This window comes from Conexibacter woesei Iso977N, assembly GCF_000424625.1.
Taxonomy (GTDB): domain Bacteria; phylum Actinomycetota; class Thermoleophilia; order Solirubrobacterales; family Solirubrobacteraceae; genus Baekduia; species Baekduia woesei_A.
This window is the reverse complement of sequence record NZ_AUKG01000002.1, coordinates 577,892-596,204: the sequence shown is the minus strand read 5'-3', so window position 1 is coordinate 596,204 and position 18,313 is coordinate 577,892. Positions and strand designations below refer to the sequence as shown.

Annotated in this window: 17 protein-coding genes and 1 riboswitch; of the genes, 8 read left to right on the top strand and 9 right to left on the bottom strand. The window is 73.0% G+C overall.

What is annotated here, in order from left to right:
* Positions 1-63 precede the first annotated feature (63 nt).
* Positions 64-227: riboswitch (cobalamin riboswitch) on the bottom strand.
* Between the two features lie 14 nt (positions 228-241).
* Complete coding sequence (locus H030_RS0115120; protein WP_027006720.1) at positions 242-919, top strand: histidine phosphatase family protein; 678 nt, start codon at positions 242-244, stop codon at positions 917-919.
* Positions 920-931: 12 nt separating this feature from the next.
* Here H030_RS0115120 and H030_RS0115115 read toward each other — a convergent pair whose 3' ends face one another.
* Entirely contained in the window at positions 932-2,464 is a 1,533-nt protein-coding gene (locus H030_RS0115115; RefSeq protein ID WP_035127757.1) for an aldehyde dehydrogenase (NADP(+)), read from the bottom strand.
* A gap of 66 nt (positions 2,465-2,530) precedes the next feature.
* On the opposite strand from H030_RS0115115, the gene H030_RS0115110 reads away from it, so the two are divergent.
* The 4 genes from H030_RS0115110 to H030_RS0115095 are packed head-to-tail and all read left to right on the top strand — an operon-like array spanning position 2,531 to position 6,265.
* The gene (locus H030_RS0115110) at positions 2,531-3,235 is read left to right on the top strand and encodes a FadR/GntR family transcriptional regulator (protein ID WP_196809143.1); all 705 of its coding nucleotides are present in this window, start codon (positions 2,531-2,533) and stop codon (positions 3,233-3,235) included.
* Positions 3,236-3,249: 14 nt separating this feature from the next.
* Positions 3,250-4,137 carry a dihydrodipicolinate synthase family protein gene (locus H030_RS0115105; RefSeq protein WP_035127754.1) on the top strand — a complete coding sequence of 296 codons (888 nt, stop codon included), beginning with the start codon at positions 3,250-3,252 and terminating at the stop codon, positions 4,135-4,137.
* Positions 4,134-5,138 carry a proline racemase family protein gene (locus H030_RS0115100; protein WP_027006716.1) on the top strand — a complete coding sequence of 335 codons (1,005 nt, stop codon included), beginning with the start codon at positions 4,134-4,136 and terminating at the stop codon, positions 5,136-5,138. Before H030_RS0115105 ends, H030_RS0115100 begins: the two co-directional genes overlap by 4 nt.
* The gene (locus H030_RS0115095) at positions 5,135-6,265 is read left to right on the top strand and encodes an NAD(P)/FAD-dependent oxidoreductase (protein WP_027006715.1); all 1,131 of its coding nucleotides are present in this window, start codon (positions 5,135-5,137) and stop codon (positions 6,263-6,265) included. Before H030_RS0115100 ends, H030_RS0115095 begins: the two co-directional genes overlap by 4 nt.
* On the opposite strand, the gene H030_RS0115090 is transcribed toward H030_RS0115095, so the two are convergent.
* The 3 genes from H030_RS0115090 to H030_RS0115080 are packed head-to-tail and all read right to left on the bottom strand — an operon-like array spanning position 6,262 to position 8,052.
* Positions 6,262-7,146 (bottom strand): hypothetical protein, encoded by an 885-nt coding sequence (locus H030_RS0115090; RefSeq protein WP_027006714.1) that lies wholly within the window; start codon positions 7,144-7,146, stop codon positions 6,262-6,264. The genes H030_RS0115095 and H030_RS0115090 overlap by 4 nt on opposite strands.
* The gene (locus H030_RS0115085; RefSeq protein ID WP_051222784.1) at positions 7,143-7,700 is read right to left on the bottom strand and encodes an RNA polymerase sigma factor; all 558 of its coding nucleotides are present in this window, start codon (positions 7,698-7,700) and stop codon (positions 7,143-7,145) included. Before H030_RS0115085 ends, H030_RS0115090 begins: the two co-directional genes overlap by 4 nt.
* Positions 7,701-7,755: 55 nt before the next feature.
* Positions 7,756-8,052 (bottom strand): DUF3817 domain-containing protein, encoded by a 297-nt coding sequence (locus H030_RS0115080; RefSeq protein WP_027006712.1) that lies wholly within the window; start codon positions 8,050-8,052, stop codon positions 7,756-7,758.
* Positions 8,053-8,102: 50 nt separating this feature from the next.
* On the opposite strand from H030_RS0115080, the gene H030_RS0115075 reads away from it, so the two are divergent.
* Together H030_RS0115075 and H030_RS0115070 are read left to right on the top strand one after the other, a co-directional pair.
* Complete coding sequence (locus H030_RS0115075; RefSeq protein WP_027006711.1) at positions 8,103-8,924, top strand: amidohydrolase family protein; 822 nt, start codon at positions 8,103-8,105, stop codon at positions 8,922-8,924.
* A gap of 11 nt (positions 8,925-8,935) precedes the next feature.
* Positions 8,936-10,018, top strand: coding sequence for a class I fructose-bisphosphate aldolase (locus H030_RS0115070; RefSeq protein ID WP_027006710.1), 1,083 nt, complete (start codon positions 8,936-8,938; stop codon positions 10,016-10,018).
* A 29-nt stretch (positions 10,019-10,047) separates the two neighbouring features.
* On the opposite strand, the gene H030_RS0115065 is transcribed toward H030_RS0115070, so the two are convergent.
* The 4 genes from H030_RS0115065 to H030_RS0115050 form a co-directional block, all read right to left on the bottom strand.
* Entirely contained in the window at positions 10,048-10,563 is a 516-nt protein-coding gene (locus H030_RS0115065; protein WP_027006709.1) for a hypothetical protein, read from the bottom strand.
* A gap of 42 nt (positions 10,564-10,605) precedes the next feature.
* Positions 10,606-11,181, bottom strand: a complete 576-nt coding sequence (locus H030_RS32455; RefSeq protein ID WP_051222782.1) for a TetR family transcriptional regulator — start codon at positions 11,179-11,181, stop codon at positions 10,606-10,608.
* Positions 11,178-12,377 carry an alkane 1-monooxygenase gene (locus H030_RS32450; RefSeq protein WP_051222780.1) on the bottom strand — a complete coding sequence of 400 codons (1,200 nt, stop codon included), beginning with the start codon at positions 12,375-12,377 and terminating at the stop codon, positions 11,178-11,180. The genes H030_RS32455 and H030_RS32450 overlap by 4 nt, the downstream gene beginning before the upstream one ends.
* A 102-nt stretch (positions 12,378-12,479) precedes the next feature.
* Positions 12,480-13,235: a sulfite exporter TauE/SafE family protein gene (locus H030_RS0115050; protein ID WP_051222778.1), complete on the bottom strand. Its 756-nt coding sequence runs from the start codon at positions 13,233-13,235 to the stop codon at positions 12,480-12,482.
* A 30-nt stretch (positions 13,236-13,265) separates the two neighbouring features.
* On the opposite strand from H030_RS0115050, the gene H030_RS0115045 reads away from it, so the two are divergent.
* Positions 13,266-14,789 carry an acyl-CoA carboxylase subunit beta gene (locus H030_RS0115045; protein WP_027006707.1) on the top strand — a complete coding sequence of 508 codons (1,524 nt, stop codon included), beginning with the start codon at positions 13,266-13,268 and terminating at the stop codon, positions 14,787-14,789.
* A 516-nt stretch (positions 14,790-15,305) separates the two neighbouring features.
* Here H030_RS0115045 and H030_RS37195 read toward each other — a convergent pair.
* Positions 15,306-18,278: an EAL and GGDEF domain-containing protein gene (locus H030_RS37195; RefSeq protein ID WP_051222776.1), complete on the bottom strand. Its 2,973-nt coding sequence runs from the start codon at positions 18,276-18,278 to the stop codon at positions 15,306-15,308.
* Positions 18,279-18,313: the final 35 nt, after the last annotated feature.

Below are 18,313 nucleotides of genomic sequence, written 5' to 3'. Positions count from 1 at the left end.
CGAACGGGGTGCTGCGGGGTCGACCAACGCTGAGGACCTCCCCGGGAGTTCGCGTCCCGGTGGTAGGGGGTTGAATGCGATGGCCGGGTGAAGTTCCTGGCTTGCCGGGGTGCGCGCTTCAACGAAGCGAACCCCCGGTCACAGTGGCGCGACCGCGTCGGACTCTCACCGACTTCCCGCACCATCGCTTGAACGAGGCGGACAGTACCAGCCCGGCGCGCTATGGCAAGGTGACCTCCCGATGACCGAGCAAGAGCGCTATCCGCAGCGGTCGTGGGCCCTCCCGGCCGACGCCACCGAGATCCTCCTGGTCCGCCACGGCGCGTCCCAGGACGCGATCCCGGGCGAGCCGTTCGAGCTGGTCGACGGCCACGCGGACCCCGCGCTGTCGCCGATCGGGCAACAGCAAGCACAACTCGTCGGCGCCCGGCTGGCCCAGCAGCCGCCGGACGCGTTGTTCATCACCTCGCTGCGCCGGACCGCCGAGACCGCGCAGCCGCTGGTCGACGCGACCGGCCTGCAGCCGACGACGATCCCGGAGCTCTCCGAGGTCCACCTCGGCGAGTGGGAGGGCGGCGAGCTGCGCGTCCGCTCCGCCAAGGGCGACCCGCTCGTCGCCGAGATCTTCGCGACCCAGCGCTGGGACGTCATCCCCGGCGCCGAGCCCGCCGACGACTTCGCCGCGCGCGTCCGGACCGGGATCGACCGCGTGGTCGAGCTGACCGGGCCCGGACGCACCGCCGCCGCCGTGGTCCACGGCGGCGTGATCGGCGAGCTGGCGCGGCAGGCGACCGGCGCGCCCCGGCTGGCGTTCGTCCATGCCGAGAACACGTCGATCTCCCACCTCGTCGTCTTCGGCGACGGCCGCTGGCTGCTGCGCAGCTTCAACGACACGTCGCACCTGGTCCCCGGCGCCTAGCGCCCGTCTTCGCTAGCTGCGCAGCACGCCGTCGACGCGGCGCGTGATGTTCATGGGGTTGCCGTCCCGCAGCTCCGGCGGCAGCAGCTCCTGCGGCGCGTCCTGGTAGGTGACCGGACGGCGGAAGCGGCGCAGCGCGGTCATCCCGACCGAGGTGTGCGCGCCGCCGTCGGAGGCCGCCGGGTAGGGGCCACCGTGGTGCATGCCCCAGGTCACCGACACGCCGGTCGGGACGCCGTCGAAGACGACGCGGCCGGCGACGCGGGTCGCGGCGTCGACCAGCGGCTGCAGCTCGGCGTGGTCCTGCGGCTGCGCGTGGATCGTCGCGGTCAGCTGGCCGCCGGCCCGGATCAGCGCGGTCGTGGCCTCGTCGATCGAGTTGTAGGTCAACACGATCGCGGCCGGGCCGAAGTGCTCCTCGGCGAGCGTGTCGAGCATCCCGAGGTCGGCGGCCGCGGCCTGGTAGAGCGCCGGGCGCGCATGGAAGCCGGCGCCGCGGTCGATCGCCTCGGCGTCGGTCAGCTTCGTCACGCCGGGCGCGGACTCCAGCGCCTGCAGGCCGCGAGCCAGGCCGTTGCGGACCGAGTCGGCGAGCAGGACCTCGCGGTCGCGCGCGTCGATCGCGGCGGTCAGCGCCGCGGTGAAGGCGCTGCCGGCGTCGCCCGCCGGGACCAGGACGAGGCCCGGCTTCGTGCAGAGCTGGCCGCCGAAGTTGGCGATCGCGCCGGTCAGCGCCTCGACGATCGCGTCGGTCCGGGCGGCGATCGCGGCCTCGGTGACGACGACCGGGTTCAAGGACCCCATCTCGGCGTAGACCGGGATCGGGACCGGCCGCGCGGCGGCGCGGTCCATCAGCGCGCGGCCGCCCGCGCCGCTGCCGGTGAAGGCGACGGCCCGGATCTCCGGGTGCTCGACGAGCGCACCCGCGACGTCGTGCGAGGCGGCGAGGACGTGGCCGAACGTGCCCTCGGGCAGCCCGGCGTCGGCCACCGCGTTGTTGATGATCTCGGCGACGAGCGTCGTCGTGCCCGGGTGCGCCGGGTGGCCCTTGACGACGACCGGGCAACCGGCGGCGAGCGCGCTGGCGGTGTCGCCCCCGGCCGTGCTGAACGCGAGCGGGAAGTTCGAGGCGCCGAAGACCGCGACCGGCCCGATCGGGATCGTCGTGCGGCGGATGTCGGGCTGCGGCGGCGTGGCGTCCGGCTTGGCGGTGTCGATGATCGCGTCGTGGTGGTCGCCCGCCGCGATCACATCGGCGAACGCGCGCAGCTGCCCGGCGGTGCGGGCCAGCTCGCCGGTCAGGCGCGCCTCGGGCAGCCCGGACTCGGCGCCGGCCAAGGCAATGACCTCGCCTTGACGCTGCTCCAGGCCGTCGGCGATCCCGCGCAGCAGCGCGGCGCGGCGGTCCGCGTCGGCCAGCGCGGGGTCGTGCGCGACACGGGCGGCCGCGGCGACGGCGGCATCGACGTCGGCGCGGGTCCCCTCCGGGTACTCGGCGTTGCTCGCACCGGTCCGGGGATCGATGGCCTTGATCGTCGCGCTCATGGCCGGTACGCTAGCACTGGTTTGGCTACAGAACCAATTCCTGAAATCGGTCCGGACCGGCTGGCGGTGCGCCAGCGCTACGAGCAGATCGCCGACCGGCTCGTCGACGACCTGCGCCGCGGCGTGCTGCGCCCCGGTCAGCGACTGCCCGGCGAGCGTGACCTCGCCGCGCAGCTCGGCGTCGGTCGCGCATCGGTCCGGGAGGCGCTCGGCGCGCTGGCGATCCGCGGGATCGTCGAGACGCGCCCCGGCGCCGGGTCGTTCGTCACCGCCGACGCGCTGGAGCGCCTCGCGGCCGCCGACGCCTTGCGGGACACGCCCGCGCTGCCCGCCGACGCGGGCCCGGACGCGCTGCTCGAGGCGCGCCGCGCGATCGAGCCCGAGATCGCCGCGCTGGCCGCCGCCCGCGGCGCCGGCGAGGACCCGGACGTCGCCGCGCTGCTGGACGAGATGGCCCGCAGCGCCGACCCGCGCGACCCCGAGCAGCGGCGCCGCTGGAGCGACGCCGACCGCGCCTTCCACCGCCAGCTCGCGGTCGTCACCGGCAACCCGGTGCTGATCGCCGTCGCCGAGCATCTGGCCTCGTTGATGGACCAGCCGCTGTGGCAGCAGCTCCGCGACGAGTCGATCGCCGTCCCGGGCCGGACCACCCTGCAGCTCGCCGAGCACCGCCTGATCGCCGCCGCCATCGCGGACGGCGACGCCGCCGCCGCGCGGCAGCACACCATCCAGCACATCGACCGCGCGCGCCGCTTCATGGCGCTCGACTGAGGAGCCCCACCCCCATGCGCTTCCCCGGGATCATCCCCGCCGCCACCACGCCGTTCACCGCCGACGACCAAGTTGATGTGGAGGCGTTGAAGGCCAACCTGAAGGCCTTGTTCGACGGCGGCTGCACCGGCGTCGTCGCCACCGGCACGATGGGCGAGGCCGGCCAGCTCAGCGACCCCGAGCGCGCGCTGGTCGTGGAGACGTGCGTGGCCGCGGCGCGCGAGCGCCCGGACGCCGCGGGCTTCGTGGTCGTCGGCATCTCGGCGGGCTCGACCGCCGCGGCGGTGGCCAACGCGCGCGGCGCGGTCGCCGCGGGCGCCGACGCCGTGATGTGCCTGCCGCCGCTGCACTACCCGGGCACGCTGGCCGAGTTGGTGGCCTTCTACCGCGCGATCGACGCGGCGTCGGGCGAGCTGCCGATCATGCTGTACAACAACCCGGGCGCGTCGGGCGTCGACCTCGCGCCCGAGGTGATCGGCGCGATCGCCGCCGAGGTGCCGGGCGTCGTGGCGGTCAAGGAGTGCAGCGGCGACGCGCGGCGGATCGCGGCGCTGATCGGCCTCGGGAGGCTGGAGATCCTGGTCGGCGGCGACGACTGGGCGCTGGAGGGCTTCGCGGCCGGCGCGGCGGGCTGGGTCTCGGGCGTCGCGAACGTGGTCCCGGCCGAGTGCGTCGAGCTCCTGCGGTTGGTCGAGACCGGCCAGCTCGCCGAGGCGCGGACGTTGTACCAGCGGTTGCTTCCGCTCTCGCGCCTGGACATGACGCCGCACCTGGTCCAGTACTTCAAGGGCGCGATGGACGCGGTCGGACGCACCGGCGGCGTGTCGCGCGGGCCGCGCGGGCCGCTGGACGCCGAGCAGCAGGCGATCCTGGACGCGGCGGTCGCGGCGCTGCGCGCATGAGAGCGGCGCGCTACTTCGCGGCGGTCGACTCCCACACGGAGGGCATGCCGACGCGGGTCATCACCGGCGGCGTGCCGATGCTGCCGGGCGCGACGATGCTCGAGCGCAAGCTGTGGTTCGAGGCCAACATGGATGACCTGCGCCTCCTGCTGATGCGCGAGCCGCGCGGCCACGGCGCGATGAGCGGCGCGATCCTGCAGCCGCCGACGCGTTCCGATGCGGACTGGGGCGTGCTGTTCATCGAGGTCTCGGGCTGCCTGCCGATGTGCGGGCACGGGACGATCGGCGTCGCGACCGTGCTCGTCGAGACCGGGATGGTCGAGGTCACCGAGCCGGAGACCGTGGTGCGGCTGGACACGCCCGCGGGGCTCGTCGTCGTCCGGGTCGCGGTGCGCGACGGGCGGGCGATGGCCGTGACGCTGCGCAACGTCCCGGCGTTCCTGGCCGCGCGCGACCAGGTCGTGGAGGTCGACGGCTGGGGCCGCGTCGAGTACGACATGGCCTTCGGCGGCAACTTCTACGCGTTGGTCGACGCGGCGTCCGTAGGCGTAGGGGTCGATCCGGCGCGCGAGGACGAGCTGATCGCGTGCGGCGCGGCGATCATCGACGCGATCGACGCGGTCGCCCGGCCCGTGCATCCGGAGGACCCGCGGATCAGCGGCTGCCACCACGTCGTGCTGCATGAGCCCGGGCGCGAGGGCGCGGACGCCGTGGCGGCGACCTCGATCCACCCTGGCTGGCTGGACCGCTCGCCGTGCGGGACCGGGACGAGCGCGCGGCTGGCGCAGCTGCACGCGCGCGGCGCGCTCGGCGTCGGCGAGGCGTTCGTCAACGAGTCGGTGATCGGGACGCGGTTCACCGGCCGGGTCGTCGAGGAGACGACGGTCGGCGGCGTCGCCGCGGTGGTCCCGGAGATCACGGGCCGCGCGTGGATCACCGGCATGGGCCAGTACCTGCTGGCCGACGACGACCCGTTCCCGGCGGGCTTCCGGCTCGGATGACCTACGACGTCGCGGTCGTCGGCGCCGGCATCGTCGGCTGCGCGACGGCCTGGGAGTGCGCGCGCCGGGGCATGTCGGTGGTGTTGCTCGACCGCGGTGAGGTCAGCGGCGGGACGACCGGCCTCGGCGAGGGCAACGTGCTCTGCTCCGACAAGGACGCGGGACCGGAGCTGGCGCTGACCGTGCTCGGCCGTGAGCTGTACGGCGAGTTGGAGGAGTTGCTCGGCGCCGCGGCGCGGATCCGGCGCAAGGGCGCGCTGATCGTGCATCCGCTGGCCGAGACGTGGGCGGCCGAGCCGGCGCGTGCGGAGCGGCTGCGCGCCGCGGGAGTCGAGTGCTTCATGTTGGACGGCGCGGAGGCGGTCCGGGCTGTCGAGCCGCGCCTGACGGGCCCGCTGCACGGCGCGCTCCACGTCCCGGGCGACCTGCAGTGCGACCCGCGCGCGATCGCCCGCGGGCTGGCGCGGATCGCGGCGGAGGAGCACGGCGCGGCGGTCCGGACCGGCGCGGAGGTGGCGCGCGTGGAGGACGGCGCGGTGCTGCTGCGCGGCGGCGAGCGCGTCGCGGCGCGGCACGTCGTGCTCGCCGCCGGGCCGTGGACGCGGCCGCTGGCGGAAGGCATGGGCATTGCCTTGCCGCTCGAACCGCGCAAGGGTCAGCTCTCGCGCTTCCGCCTCCCGGTGCCCGACGCCGAGTTCCTGAAGCACAAGATCGTCGACGGCAGCTACCTGCTGTCGGTCACGAGCACCGGCACCGCGCGCGAGATCTCGACCGTCGTCGAGACCACCTACGACGGCCACGTGATCATCGGCTCGACGCGCGAGCGCTCCGGCTTCGACCCGTCGGTCGACCTCGCGCTGGAGCAGGAGGTACAACAACGCGCGGCGCGCCTGGTCCCGGAGATCGCGACGCTGCAGCGCGACGACGCGTGGGTCGGCTTCCGGCCCTGGCTCCCCGACCACCTGCCCGCGATCGGGCAGGCGCGCGACGGCGTCTGGATCGCCACCGGCCACGAAGGCGCGGGCGTCGCGCTCGGGCCGATCACCGGCCGGATCATCGCGGGCGCGCTGGCCGGCGAGCCACCACCCCTCGACCTCTCCCCCTTCGCGCCGGGCCGCTTCGCCTAGCCGCGCAGCGTCCGGGTCGCGACGACGGCCCCGCCGGCGCTCCGCTCGCGCAGGACGACCGGCCCGGTCCCGCGCGGCGGGCGCAGTGCGTAGAAGCGGCGGACGACGTGGAGCGTGCGGTGGTAGCCGTGGCCGTCGGCGCTCACGGTCGTCACGCCCGGCGACGCAAGCCCCGCGTACCCCATCGAGCCGCTCGTCACGAGCCCGGGCGCGACCGTGCGGCGGTCGAGCGGGATCATGGTGCCGCCCATCGCGTTGACGCCGTCGAACTTGGTCATGACCCACAGCGTCTGCAGCCCGGGCGTGACGTCGCGGTAGCCGGCCAGGACGGCGTCGGCCTTCTGGCGCAGGCGGCTGCCGGGGTCCGGGTAGTCGCGGTGGAGCTGCGCGACGCGCTCGGCTCCGCACGCCGCGGGGTCCGCGTAGGCGTTGGTGCCGTCCCCGACGTCCAGCCAGAGGAAGACGGTGGCGTTGCCCGGCAGGACGACCCGGCGGGCGGAGCCGGCGACCAGCGGCGCGCCGCGGGCGTCCCGCAGCGCGAAGGCCTGCGCCTCCGGGTCGTTGGGGCCGCCGAGCAGCGGCAGCGCGGCCGCCGCGATCTCGGTCGAGACCGTGGGCACGTGCAGGCGCTTGCAGGCGGTGGTCGTGGCCGTTTCGCGGACCGCGTTCCACGCCGCCTGGCGCGCGCTGATCGCGTGGGCGTGGTGGGCGGTGCCGGGAAGGACACCAACTTGGGCGGCGGCGAGCGCGGCCGCGCCGACGACCAGCGCTGCGGCGAGCGCGAGCGCGCGGCCGCCGCCGCGGAAGACGCGCCGCCGGGCCGGCCGGCGCGCGCCGACCGACTCGCGGAGTTGTTGGAGGAGTTGGTCGTGGGCGGTCATGCGGTGGGCTCCAGTCCGTCGCGAAGGCGGCGCAGGCCGCGGTGGACGCGTTGGCGGATGACGGCTTCGGAGGTCGCCAGGCTCGCGGCGATCTCGTCGTAGGGGCGCTCGTCGACGACGCGCGCCAGCAGCGCGGCGCGCTGCGGCTCCGGCAGGTCGGCGAGGAGTTGTGCGAGGTGTTGCTCGTCGCCCTGGGACGCGAGCTCCTCGACGCGCTCGAGGTCCTCGTCGTGCAGCGCGATCGGCGCGTGGTGCAGGTGGTGGCGCGCATCGGCCTCGACGCGCCCGCGCCGCAGCGCGTCGGTCAGCTTGTGCGCGGCGATCCCGAACAGCCACGTCGTGGCGCTCGCCCGGTCCGGGTCGTAGCGGTCGAGCGCGACGACGACCGCCGCGAACGTCTCGGCGGTCAGGTCGAACGCCAGCTCGCGGCGGCCGGTCCGGCGCAGGTGGAAGCCGGTGACCGCCGCGAGGTGGCGGCGGTAGAAGGTCTCGAACGCGCGCTCGTCGCCACGCGCGGCGGCGACGAGGAGGGCGGCGTCGTCGCGCTCGGGCATCCGGCTCATCCTCGGTGATTCGGATGAGCCGGAGCGTTGTGACCGCCCCCGGGCGTCAGGCGGTCTCGCGGACCTTCGGGCGCAGGATCAGGTCGCCCGCGATCGAGCCGATCGGGCCGCCGGTGACGACGACGAGCGCCGGGAACCACCAGCCCCAGAGCCTCTGCAGCGCGCCGTTGGCGGTCAGCAGCACGAGGGCGATGAAGCCGAGGCCGTGGATCGGGCCGAGGACGTGGACGGCGTTGTCGCTGCGGTCGATGAACGCGAAGTACACGAGCACGACGAGCAGGAGCGCGTCGGCGATGCCGACGACGAGGATCTGGTTCAGGAGCTTCCGGGGTGAGGACTGCATGGGGCGCGTACTTCAGCAGGCGCGCGGCCCGCGTGGTGTGATGCCCGTCCATGGGAACGATCGTCGACGCCTGGATGCAGCACCCGACGCAGCGCTTCATCACGCAGGAGGCGTTCAGCTCCCTGCGGCGATGGACCGGCGACGGCGCGATCCCGGAGGGCGAGATCCCGCTGAGCGTGACGCTCGACGCAATGGACGCCGCGGGCGTCGGGGTCGGGCTGCTGTCGGCGTGGCACGGGCCGCAGGGCGCGCTGATCTCCAACGCCGAGGTGGCGGCGTGGGTCGCGAGCGCGCCGGACCGACTCAAGGGCATTGCCTCGGTCTCGCTGCGCGACGTCATGCAAGGTGTACGGGAGCTCCGGCGCCGGGTGCAGGACGAAGGCTTCATCGGCCTGCGCGTCCTGCCGTGGCTGTGGGAGGTCCCGCCGACCGACCGCCGCTTCTACCCGCTGTTCGCGGCGTGCGTCGAGCTGGACGTGCCGTTCTGCACGCAGGTCGGGCACACCGGGCCGCTGGCGCCGTCGGAGACCGGGCGCCCGATCCCCTACATCGACCAGGTCGCGCTCGACTTCCCGGAGCTGACGATCGTCTGCGGCCACGTCGGCTACCCGTGGACCGAGGAGATGGTCGCGGTCGCACGCAAGCACCCCAACGTGGTCATCGACACCTCCGCCTACACGACCAGGCGGCTGCCGGCCGAGCTCGTGTCCTACATGAAGACCGGGTCGGGGCGGCACAAGGTGCTGTTCGGGTCCAACTTCCCCATGATCTTCCCGGCGCACGCGCTGGACGGGCTCGACGCGCTCGAGCTCGACGACGAGACGCGCGCGCTGTACCTGCACGGCAACGCCGAGCGGGTCTTCGGCCTATGATCCGGGCCCATATGACCGCCACCGGATCGCGACTCGAAGAGCTGCTCGGCGACGACGCCGACACGCTGCTCAACCACCGCAGCACCACCGTTGACGCCGCGCAGCTGCACCTGCCCGGCCCGGACTTCGTGGACCGCGTCTTCGCGGCGACCGATCGTTCGAACGCCGTGCTGCGCAACCTGCAGTGGCTGTTCGACCACGGCCGCCTGGGCGGCACGGGCTACGTGTCGATCCTGCCGGTCGACCAGGGCATCGAGCACTCTGGCGGCGCGTCGTTCGCGCCCAACCCGGCGTACTTCGACCCCGAGAACCTCGTCCAGCTCGCGATCGAGGGCGGGACCAACGCGATCGCCTCGACGGTCGGCGTGCTCGGCGCGGTCTCGCGCAGGTACGCGCACAAGATCCCGTTCATCGTGAAGATCAACCACAACGAGCTCCTCACGTACCCGAACGGCGCCGACCAGATCATGTTCTCGTCGGTGCGGCGCGCCGCCGAGCTGGGTGCCGCGGGCGTCGGCGCGACGATCTACTTCGGCTCCGACAACAGCGACCGGCAGATCGTCGAGGTCGCGCAGGCGTTCGAAGAGGCTCACCGCCTCGGGATGTTCACCGTGCTGTGGTGCTACCTGCGCAACAACGCCTTCAAGCAGGACGGCGTCGACTACCACCTGTCGGCCGACCTGACCGGCCAGGCCAACCACCTCGGCGTGACGATCGAGGCCGACATCATCAAGCAGAAGCTGCCGGAGAACAACGGCGGCTACCCGGCGATGGAGAGGGCCGCTGGCGGCTCGTACGGAAAGACCAACAAGTTGGTCTACGAGCAGCTGACGAGCGACAACCCGATCGACCTGACCCGCTACCAGCTGCTGAACTGCTACGCCGGCCGCGCGCCGCTGATCAACAGCGGCGGCGCCTCCTCTGGCGCGACCGACCTCGCCGAGGCGGTCCGGACCGCGGTCATCAACAAGCGCGCGGGCGGCACCGGCCTGATCTCCGGCCGCAAGGCCTTCCAGCGCCCGCTGCCCGAGGGCGTCGAGCTGCTGCACGCGATCCAGGACGTGTACCTCAGCGAGGACGTCACGATCGCCTGACCCGCGGTCGTCGCCGGGTCCGCGTCCTGTCAGGTGATCAGCAGGACGTTGGGCCCGGCGAGCGTCGTCAGCCCGCCGGGCGTCAGGCAGTTGAGGAAGTTGCCGGTCAGCGTGAGCGTCCCGGACGACGTCTGCCCCGCGAAGACGCCGGACGTGACGGTGCCGAGCTGCTCGACGACGAGGTTGCCGGCGACGACGCTGTTGGTGTCGACGTAGGTCACCGTGCTGGTCTCGCCCGTGTTCCAGTGGTAGGTCCGGGTGCCGCTGGTGCTGCCGAGGAGGTTCAGGCAGCTCGCGGCAGGATTGGTGAGGTTCGCGGAGTACGTGCCGCCGGTGATGTCCGGCCGGTCGGTCGACACGCACCGCGCGTAGACGCTGCTCGCCGCCAGGGTGGCCGATTGCGGCGTGAACGTCAGGCCAGGCGTGTACCTCAGGTTGGTCAGCCCGTCGCAGTTGGTGGTCGCGGCGGCGGTCCCGGTCCCGCCGAGCACCGCGAGCGCGATGACCGACGTCGCGATCAGCAGGGCGTGGCGCATGCTGGACATGCGGCGCAGAGTACTCCTGAGTGATAGCTGTTTGTGCGCCGACTACTGCGGGTTCGCCGCCAGCTCCCGCTCCAGGAACGGGACCATCGCGTCGGCGAGGCGCGCGCCGTTGAGGTGCGCGGGGCCGTCGGGCAGCGCGGCGACGCTGATCGCCAACCGGACCGCGATCTCGGCGGCGATGTCGGCGGCGTCGCGCGACAGCGCCGGCCAGGTCGTGCGCAGCCGCGTGGCGAGGTGGTCGGCGGCCGCGTCGAGCACCGAGCGGCCGCGGATCGTGAACAGCTCCAGCAGCTCGTCGGCGCCCTCCCCCTCGCCGACGATCGCCCGCACCAGCGGGTGCTCGGCCGCGGCGGCGAGGAAGACGTCGAAGGCCGCGGTGATCGCGGCGCGCGGGTCGTCGGCGCGGGCGGCGATCGCACCGTCGACGACCGCGACGAGCCGCCCGGACTCGCGCAGCACGTAGGCCTCGGCCAGCTCGCCGCGGCTGCCGAAGCGCTTGTAGAGCGTCTGGCGACTCACGTCGGCGGCGCTCGCGACGGCCGCCATCGTCACCTGCGCCCAGCCGACCTCGGCGAGGATCCGGCCGGTGGCGTTCAGCAGGCGGTCGTCGGTGCTCACGCCGCCGCAGCGTAGCGGCGCAGCAACCTGTCGCGCTTGCGGCGGTCGACGTTCGCGCGGGTCAGGTCGCCCTCGTAGTGCGCGACGACACGCGGGTCCATGACGCGGCGCCACAGCGGCGGGATCACCGCCAGCAGGATCATCGTCGCGTAGCCGGAGGGCAGCTCGGGCGCCTCGTCGAAGTGACGCAGCGCCTGGAAGCGGCGCGTCGGGTGCGCGTGGTGGTCGGAGTGGCGCTGCAAGTGGTACAGCAACACGTTGGACGACACGTTGTCGGAGTTCCAGCTGTGGCGCGGCTGCGTGCGCTCGTAGCGGTCGGTGCCGTCGTCGCGCTTCTCGCGCAGCAGGCCGTAGTGCTCCAGGTAGTTGACGACTTCCAGGAGCGAGAACCCGACGACCGCCTGGATGATCAGCCACGGCAGGAGCTCGATCCCGAAGGCGACCAGGAGCGCGGCGAAGAGGACGAGCGTCATCGCCCAGGCGTTGATGATGTCGTTGCGCGGCGAGAACCAGCGGATCTCGTCGCGCTCCAGGCGCTCGGCCTCCAGCTCCCAGCTGGAGCGCAGGCTGCCCGCGACCGTGCGCGGCCAGAAGCGGTAGAAGCTCTCGCCCATCCGCGAGCTGGCCGGGTCCTCCGGCGTGGCAACGCGTACATGATGGCCGCGGTTGTGCTCGATGTAGAAGTGGCCGTAGCCGGTCGGGGCGAGCGCGACCTTGCTCAGCCAGCGCTCCAGGCTCGCGCGCTTGTGGCCGAGCTCGTGGGCGGTGTTGATCCCGATGCCGTTGACGCAGCCGAGCGTCAGCGCGAGGCCGAGCTTCTCGCCGATGCCGAGGTCGTCGCCGGCCAGGAGCGCCGCGCCGCCGACGAGCGCGATCAGCTGCAGCGGGATGAAGGCGTAGGTGCAGAGGCGGTAGTAGCGGTCCTGCTCGAGGTACTTGACGACCGAGTCCGGCGGGTTGGACGAGTCCTTGCCGATGGCCGTGTCGAGGAACGGCATGACGCCGAAGATGAACAGCGGGCCCCAGTACCAGAAGACGCCGAGGCCGGTGAGCGCGACCAGGCCCCACGCCATGAACGGCAGCAGCGGGACGAGCAGGCCGAGCAGCCAGGCGTAGCGCTTGGGGTCGGTCCACGTCGCGGGGTTGACCTCGACGTGGTCGTGATCGTGGGCGTGGACGTGCGCGGCGTCGGACACGGTTGGCGACTCCCTCCGGGACAGGTCGGCTTGACACTGTGTCAAGCCGGCGGGACGTTGGAGAGGTTTACACGAGGGGCGGTTGGTGTCAACCCCCTGCGTTCAGGTGCTGGGGTTGATCCAGAGGTCGACGGCGAGCGCGAGGCCGAAGACGACGATCAGCACGCGCAGCAGGTCCGGCGGCAGGCGCCGGGCGACGACCGGGCCGATCCGGCTGCCGACGAGCAGCCCGGCCGCGATCGGGACGGTCGCGGCCCACTCGACCGGTCCGGCGAGGACGAGGATCGTCGCGGTCGCCACGCTCCCGACGCCGATCAGGACGTTCTTGAGGGCGTTGGCGGTCGGGAGGTGGTCGTCGACGAGGACGAGCATCAACGTCAGGGTCATCACGCCCGAGCCGGCGCCGAAGTAGCCGTTGTAGAGCGCGAGCGCGAGGATCCCGGCGGGCAGGGCGAGGGCGTTCGTGCCCTCGCGCTGGCGGTGCCACGCGGTCAGGCGCGGCTCGAACAGGAGCGCCAACGATCCGGCCGCGACGAGGAACGGGACGACGCGGGCGAAGACGTCGTCGGGCGTGACGAGCAGCAGCACCGCGCCCGCCGTCCCGCCGATGGCGGCGACCGCGCTCCAGCGCTTCAGCCACGCCCCGCGACCGCGCAGCTCCGGCCGCGACGCGTGCGCCGATCCGGGCAGGCAGGCGACCAGCCCGACGCTGTTGGCGACGTTCGCCGCGTGGGCGGGCAGGCCGACGGCGAGCAGCGCCGGGAACGAGATCAGCGACGTGATCCCGCCCGCCGATCCGACCAGCCCGGCGGCGACGCCGGCGAGCACGAGCAGCGCGACGTCGAGGGCGGAGATCACGGGCGGTGTTCTACATGGTGTGATGCCGCGATGGACGAAGAGGTGGATCGGGTCGGCGAGTTCCTGGAGCGGCGTGATCGGGTGCGCTCCGAGCTGGGTGGGGTCGCGCGGGTCGAGCGGCTGCACGCGCGTGGCGAGCGGACGGTGCGGGAGCACATCGACGCGCTGCTCGACGCCGGGTCGTTCGAGGAGGTCGGGACGTTCGTGCACTCGCTGCGCGCCGAGGACGCGGCGGACACGCCGGGCGACGGCAAGATCGGCGGGCACGGGACGGTCGACGGGCGCGCGGTCACGGTCGCGGGCGATGACATCACGGTCAAGCGCGGGTCGTCGTCGCCGATGGGCTCGCGGCGTTTGGGGCGGCTGTTCGCGCATGCCGAGCGCTGTGGGCACCCGATCGTCTACTTCGGTGCCACGGGCGGCGCGCGGATCCCGGACTCGCTGGGCTCGGCGGGGTTCGCGCAGGTCGCGGTCGACGTCGAGCTGTTCCGGCGCAGGCGGAGGGTGCCGTTCATCACGGTGATCGTGGGCGACTCGTTCGGCGGGTCGTCGTTCGTGAGCGCCGCGTCGGATCTGGTGATCCAGGTCCGCGGGACGTGCCTCGCCGTGACCTCGCCGCTGGTCGCGAAGATCGCGACGGGCGAGGAGCTGACCAACGACGAGCTGGGCGGCGCCGACGTGCATGCTCGCACCACCGGCCAGATCGACCTGATCGCCGAGGACTTCGACGAGGCCTATGCCTTGATCCGCCGCGCGCTCGCGCTGCTGCCGGCCAACGGGCGGGAGCGGGCGCCGCGGGGCGCGACCGAGGACGTCTCTCCCGACGCGGAGCTGGCCGACGTCGTGCCGCGCCGCCGCTCCCGGGCGTACGACATCAACAAGGTCCTGGGCCGCGTCCTCGACGCCGATTCGTTCCTGGAGCTCGGCAGCGGCTACGGCCGCGGGCTGGTGTCCGGGCTGGGACGACTCGATGGGCATGTCGTCGGGGTGATCGCCTCGCAGCCGAAGTTCTTCGCCGGGTCGTTGGACCCGCGCGCGTGCGAGAAGGCCGTCAAGTTGTTGTGCTTGACCGACGCCTATGACATCCCGGTGCTGTTCTTCCAGGACGTTCCGGGGTTCTTCGTCGGCAAGCAGGTCGAGCACGACGGGATGCTCAAGCACGCGATCCGGTTGCAGACCGCGCTGGCGCTGCACGAGGCGCCGAAGTTGACCACCGTGTTGCGCAAGGCCTATGGGTTGGCCTACTTCTCGCTGGGCGGCAACGACTCCGGCGTCGACACCGTCTACGCCTGGCCCTCAGCCGAGATCTCCTTCATGGACCCACTGGTCGCCGCGAACGTCGTCGCCGGCGGCGACGACACCGCCCGCGAAGCCGCCATGGACTACATGTCGGCCGACATCGACCCCTACGGCGCCGCCGGCCTCATGAAGGTCGACGAGATCATCGACCCAGCCGACACCCGCCCCACCCTCTCCCGCTCCCTCAACCGCCTCTCAAACCGCCCGGTGGCGAACGGCTCAACTCGCCCGCTGGCAGCATGGCCTACATGTTGATCGGCGCAGCGCCGACCGCCCGCCGCTGAGCGACTGCGGAGTCGGGAGAGCCTCCGCGGACCCGGGCCGCGCCGCCGGCGGAGACTGGCGAACGATGGCGGTGTCGCGACCGACAACGGCCAGTACCCAAGCGATAGCGGAGGCGGCAGTGTGGCCGCGGATACGACGGATGGCGCTGCCGAGACGCGCCGCGACCGCGTGTAGCGAAAGCCGACGGAGACCGCCGAACGGCGGCGGGTGTTACGACCGACGACCATCGGTACTCCAAACGTCCGCGGAGGCGGCAGTGTGGCCGCGGATACGACGGGTGGCGCTGCCGAGACGCGGCTAGGCCGCGTGTAGCGAGGACGGCGGAGACCGCCAAACGGCGGCGGAGTTACGACCGACGACCATCGGTACTCCAAACGTCGGAGGAGGCGGCAGTGTGGCCGCGGACACGACCGATGGCGCCGCCGCGACGCGGCGAGTCCGCGTGTATCGAGGGTGGCGGTGCAGCGACCGGCGGCGGATCGAGTGCTAGGTGTTGATGGGGGAGCCGCGGTGCAGCAGCTCGGAGAGCGCCTCGGCCGGCAGCGGACGGGCGAAGAGGTAGCCCTGGCCGTGGATGGCGCCGAGCTCGGCGAGGCGGGCGCGTTGGGTCTCGGTTTCGACGCCTTCGACGATGACGTCGAGCTCGAGGGTGCGGGCCATGTCGAGGACCGCTCGGACGATCGACCAGCGCTGGGCCTCGGGGCGGTGGTCGGCGAGGAAGGCGCGATCCAACTTCAACGTCGACAGCGGGAAGTCGCTCACCGACGACAACGACGAGTAGCCCGTCCCGAAGTCGTCCAACGAGATCGTCACGCCCAGCTCGCGCAACGCCAGCAGCGCGGTCTCCGCCGCCGCCGGATCCTCCATCAGCGCGGTCTCCGTCACCTCGATCGTGAACCGGCCGGCCACCACGCCGAACTCACCAAGAGCGCGCGCGACCTCATCCACGAACCCGGGGTCGCTCAACTGCAACCGCGACACGTTGACGCCCACAGACAGCCCCGGCCACAGCGCCGCATGCCGCGCCGCCTCGCGCAGCACCCAGCGCCCCAGCTCCACGATCCGCCCCGTCCGCTCGGCCAGCCCGATGAACTCGTCGGGCATGACCAGCCCCCGCTCCGGATGGTGCCAGCGCACCAGCGACTCCGCGGAGATGATCTCACCGGTCCGGATGTCCACGATCGGCTGGAAGTGCAGCGCCAGCTCGTCGCCGGCCAGCGCACGATCCAAGTCGTTCAACATCGCCACGCGATCCAGCGCCAGCTCGCGCATCGCGTGCGCGAAGACCTCGTAGCGCCCCTTGCCCGCCAGCTTGGCCCGGTGCATCGCCAGGTCGGCATCCCGCAGCAGCGTGTCGGCGTCGTCGCCGTCGGCCCCGCCGCTCAACGCGATCCCGATCGACGCCGTCCGCCGCACCGTCCCGCCCGGACCCCCGATCGTCACCGGCTCGGCGCACGCCTCCAGCAGCCGATCGGCGACCGACAGCGCCTCCTCCGGATCGGCCAGGTCCTCGCAGACCACCACGAACTCGTCAGCGCCGAACCGCGCCAGCGTGTCGTTGGCCCGCAGGCACCCCTGCAGCCGCGGCGCCAACGCCTGCAACAACGCGTCGCCGCCCTCGTGGCCATGCCGGTCGTTGACGTCCTTGAAGTCGTCGACGTCGAGGAACAGCGCGGCGACCGACTGGTGCTCACGCCGCGCGCGCGACAGTGCGTGCCGCAGCCGGTCGGTCAGCAACGCGCGGTTCGGCAGCTTCGTCAGCGGATCGTGCAGCGCACGGTGGCGCAGCTCGCGCTCCGCCGCATCGCGGCGCACCGCCGCCGTCACGACGTTCGCGGTGGACTCCAGGAAAGCGACATCCTCAAGATCGAACCGGTGCTCGCCCGCGATCGCGTGCACGCACAGGATCCCGAACGGCGCGTCGCCCTCCCCCGCGATCGGCACCGCCGCGCCGGTGATGACACCGGCATCCAGCAGCGCCCGCGTCGGGAACCGCAGCTCGGTCGCCGCGTGGTCGAGCACCAGCGCGCCCGGCGAATCCAGCATGGCCCGCGCATGCGCGCGCGACGGCTCGCCGTCCCACCCCCACGCCGCCAGGATGTCGCCGCCGTCGCCGTCCAGCAGCGTCGCGTGCGAGACGTCCAGCGTCTCGGCCACGACCCGGACCGTCTCCTTCAACAACGGGCTCATCGACTCGGTCGTCAGCCCGAGCTGCCCCAGCGTCGACAGCGCCGCCTCGCGCCGCCGCGCGGTCAGCCGCTCGGTCATGTCGACGAGCTGCACGATCGTGTACGCGGGCCTGCCCTCGTCGTCGCGCGCCAGCGCGGCCGTCGCCGCCGTATGGACGACGTGCCCGTCGGAGCGGATGTAGCGGACGTCGCGCTCGAACATGTCCGGGAAGCCGTCGGAGAACAGCCGGCTCGCCGCCTCCCGCCCCGCCACGCGCTCCTCCGGGTGCTGCCAGACGACGATCGACGTGCCCTTGACCTCGTCGGGCACCGCGCCGAACAGCGCGGCCGCGGCGCCGTTGGCGCGCTGGACCGTCCCGTCGAGCTCCAGGATCAGCATGCCGACGCCCGCGTCCTCGAACGCGCGCTCGAAGCGCGTCTCGGACTCCCGGACGGCTTGCTCGGCGCGCCGCCGCGCCGTGATGTCCTCGTGCTCGGCGAAGATCCGCGACGGTACGCCTTGGTCGTCGCGCAGGATCGTCGCGTGCACGCAGACCCAGCGCGACGATCCGTCCGGCCGCACGTAGCGCTTGTCGAAGACCGCGGTCCCTTGATCGACCACCTGCGACAGCGCGTCGAGCGACACGGCCTGGTCGTCGGGGTGCGTGAACTCGCTGAACTGCGCGCCGAGCAGCTCCTCGACCTCGCGGCCGAGCATCTGCGCCAGCGCAGGGTTGACGCGCTGGTAGCGCCCGCCGAGGTCCAGGAACGCCATGCCGAGGATCCCGCGCTCGAAGCCGTCGTCCAGCTCGGCCTGCGTGGACTCCAGGAACGACAGGATCACGCTCGTGACGAGCAGGACGAAGCCGACCGAGACGACCGCGATCACCCACGACGACGCGTACTCGCTGAACGCCGCCGGATCATCGACGTGCGCGGCCTGGAACGCGTAGGCCGCGGCGATCGACAGCGCCGAGATCACGAAGTGCGCGACCCCGACGCGGCGCGACGCGGCCACCGCGAACGGCGCGCCCCAGATGTAGGCGTAGCCCGCGCCGTACGGGGTGTCGCGCGCGGCGATCGCCACCGTGACGATCAGCGTGCTGAAGAGCGCGAGCTTGCCGAGGTCGGCGAGCGTCAGCGCCTCGCGGCGCCAGACCACGAAGCCGCCGAGGACGATCGCGAGCGCCCCGGCGGGGATCGCCATCACCGGGTCCGCACCGGTGGCCGCGTGGCGGATGAGCACGGCGAGACCGCCGAGCAGCAGCACGACGCCGAAGGCGCCCCCCATGCGCGCAGGTGCGGTCCGCTGGACCATCAGATTCG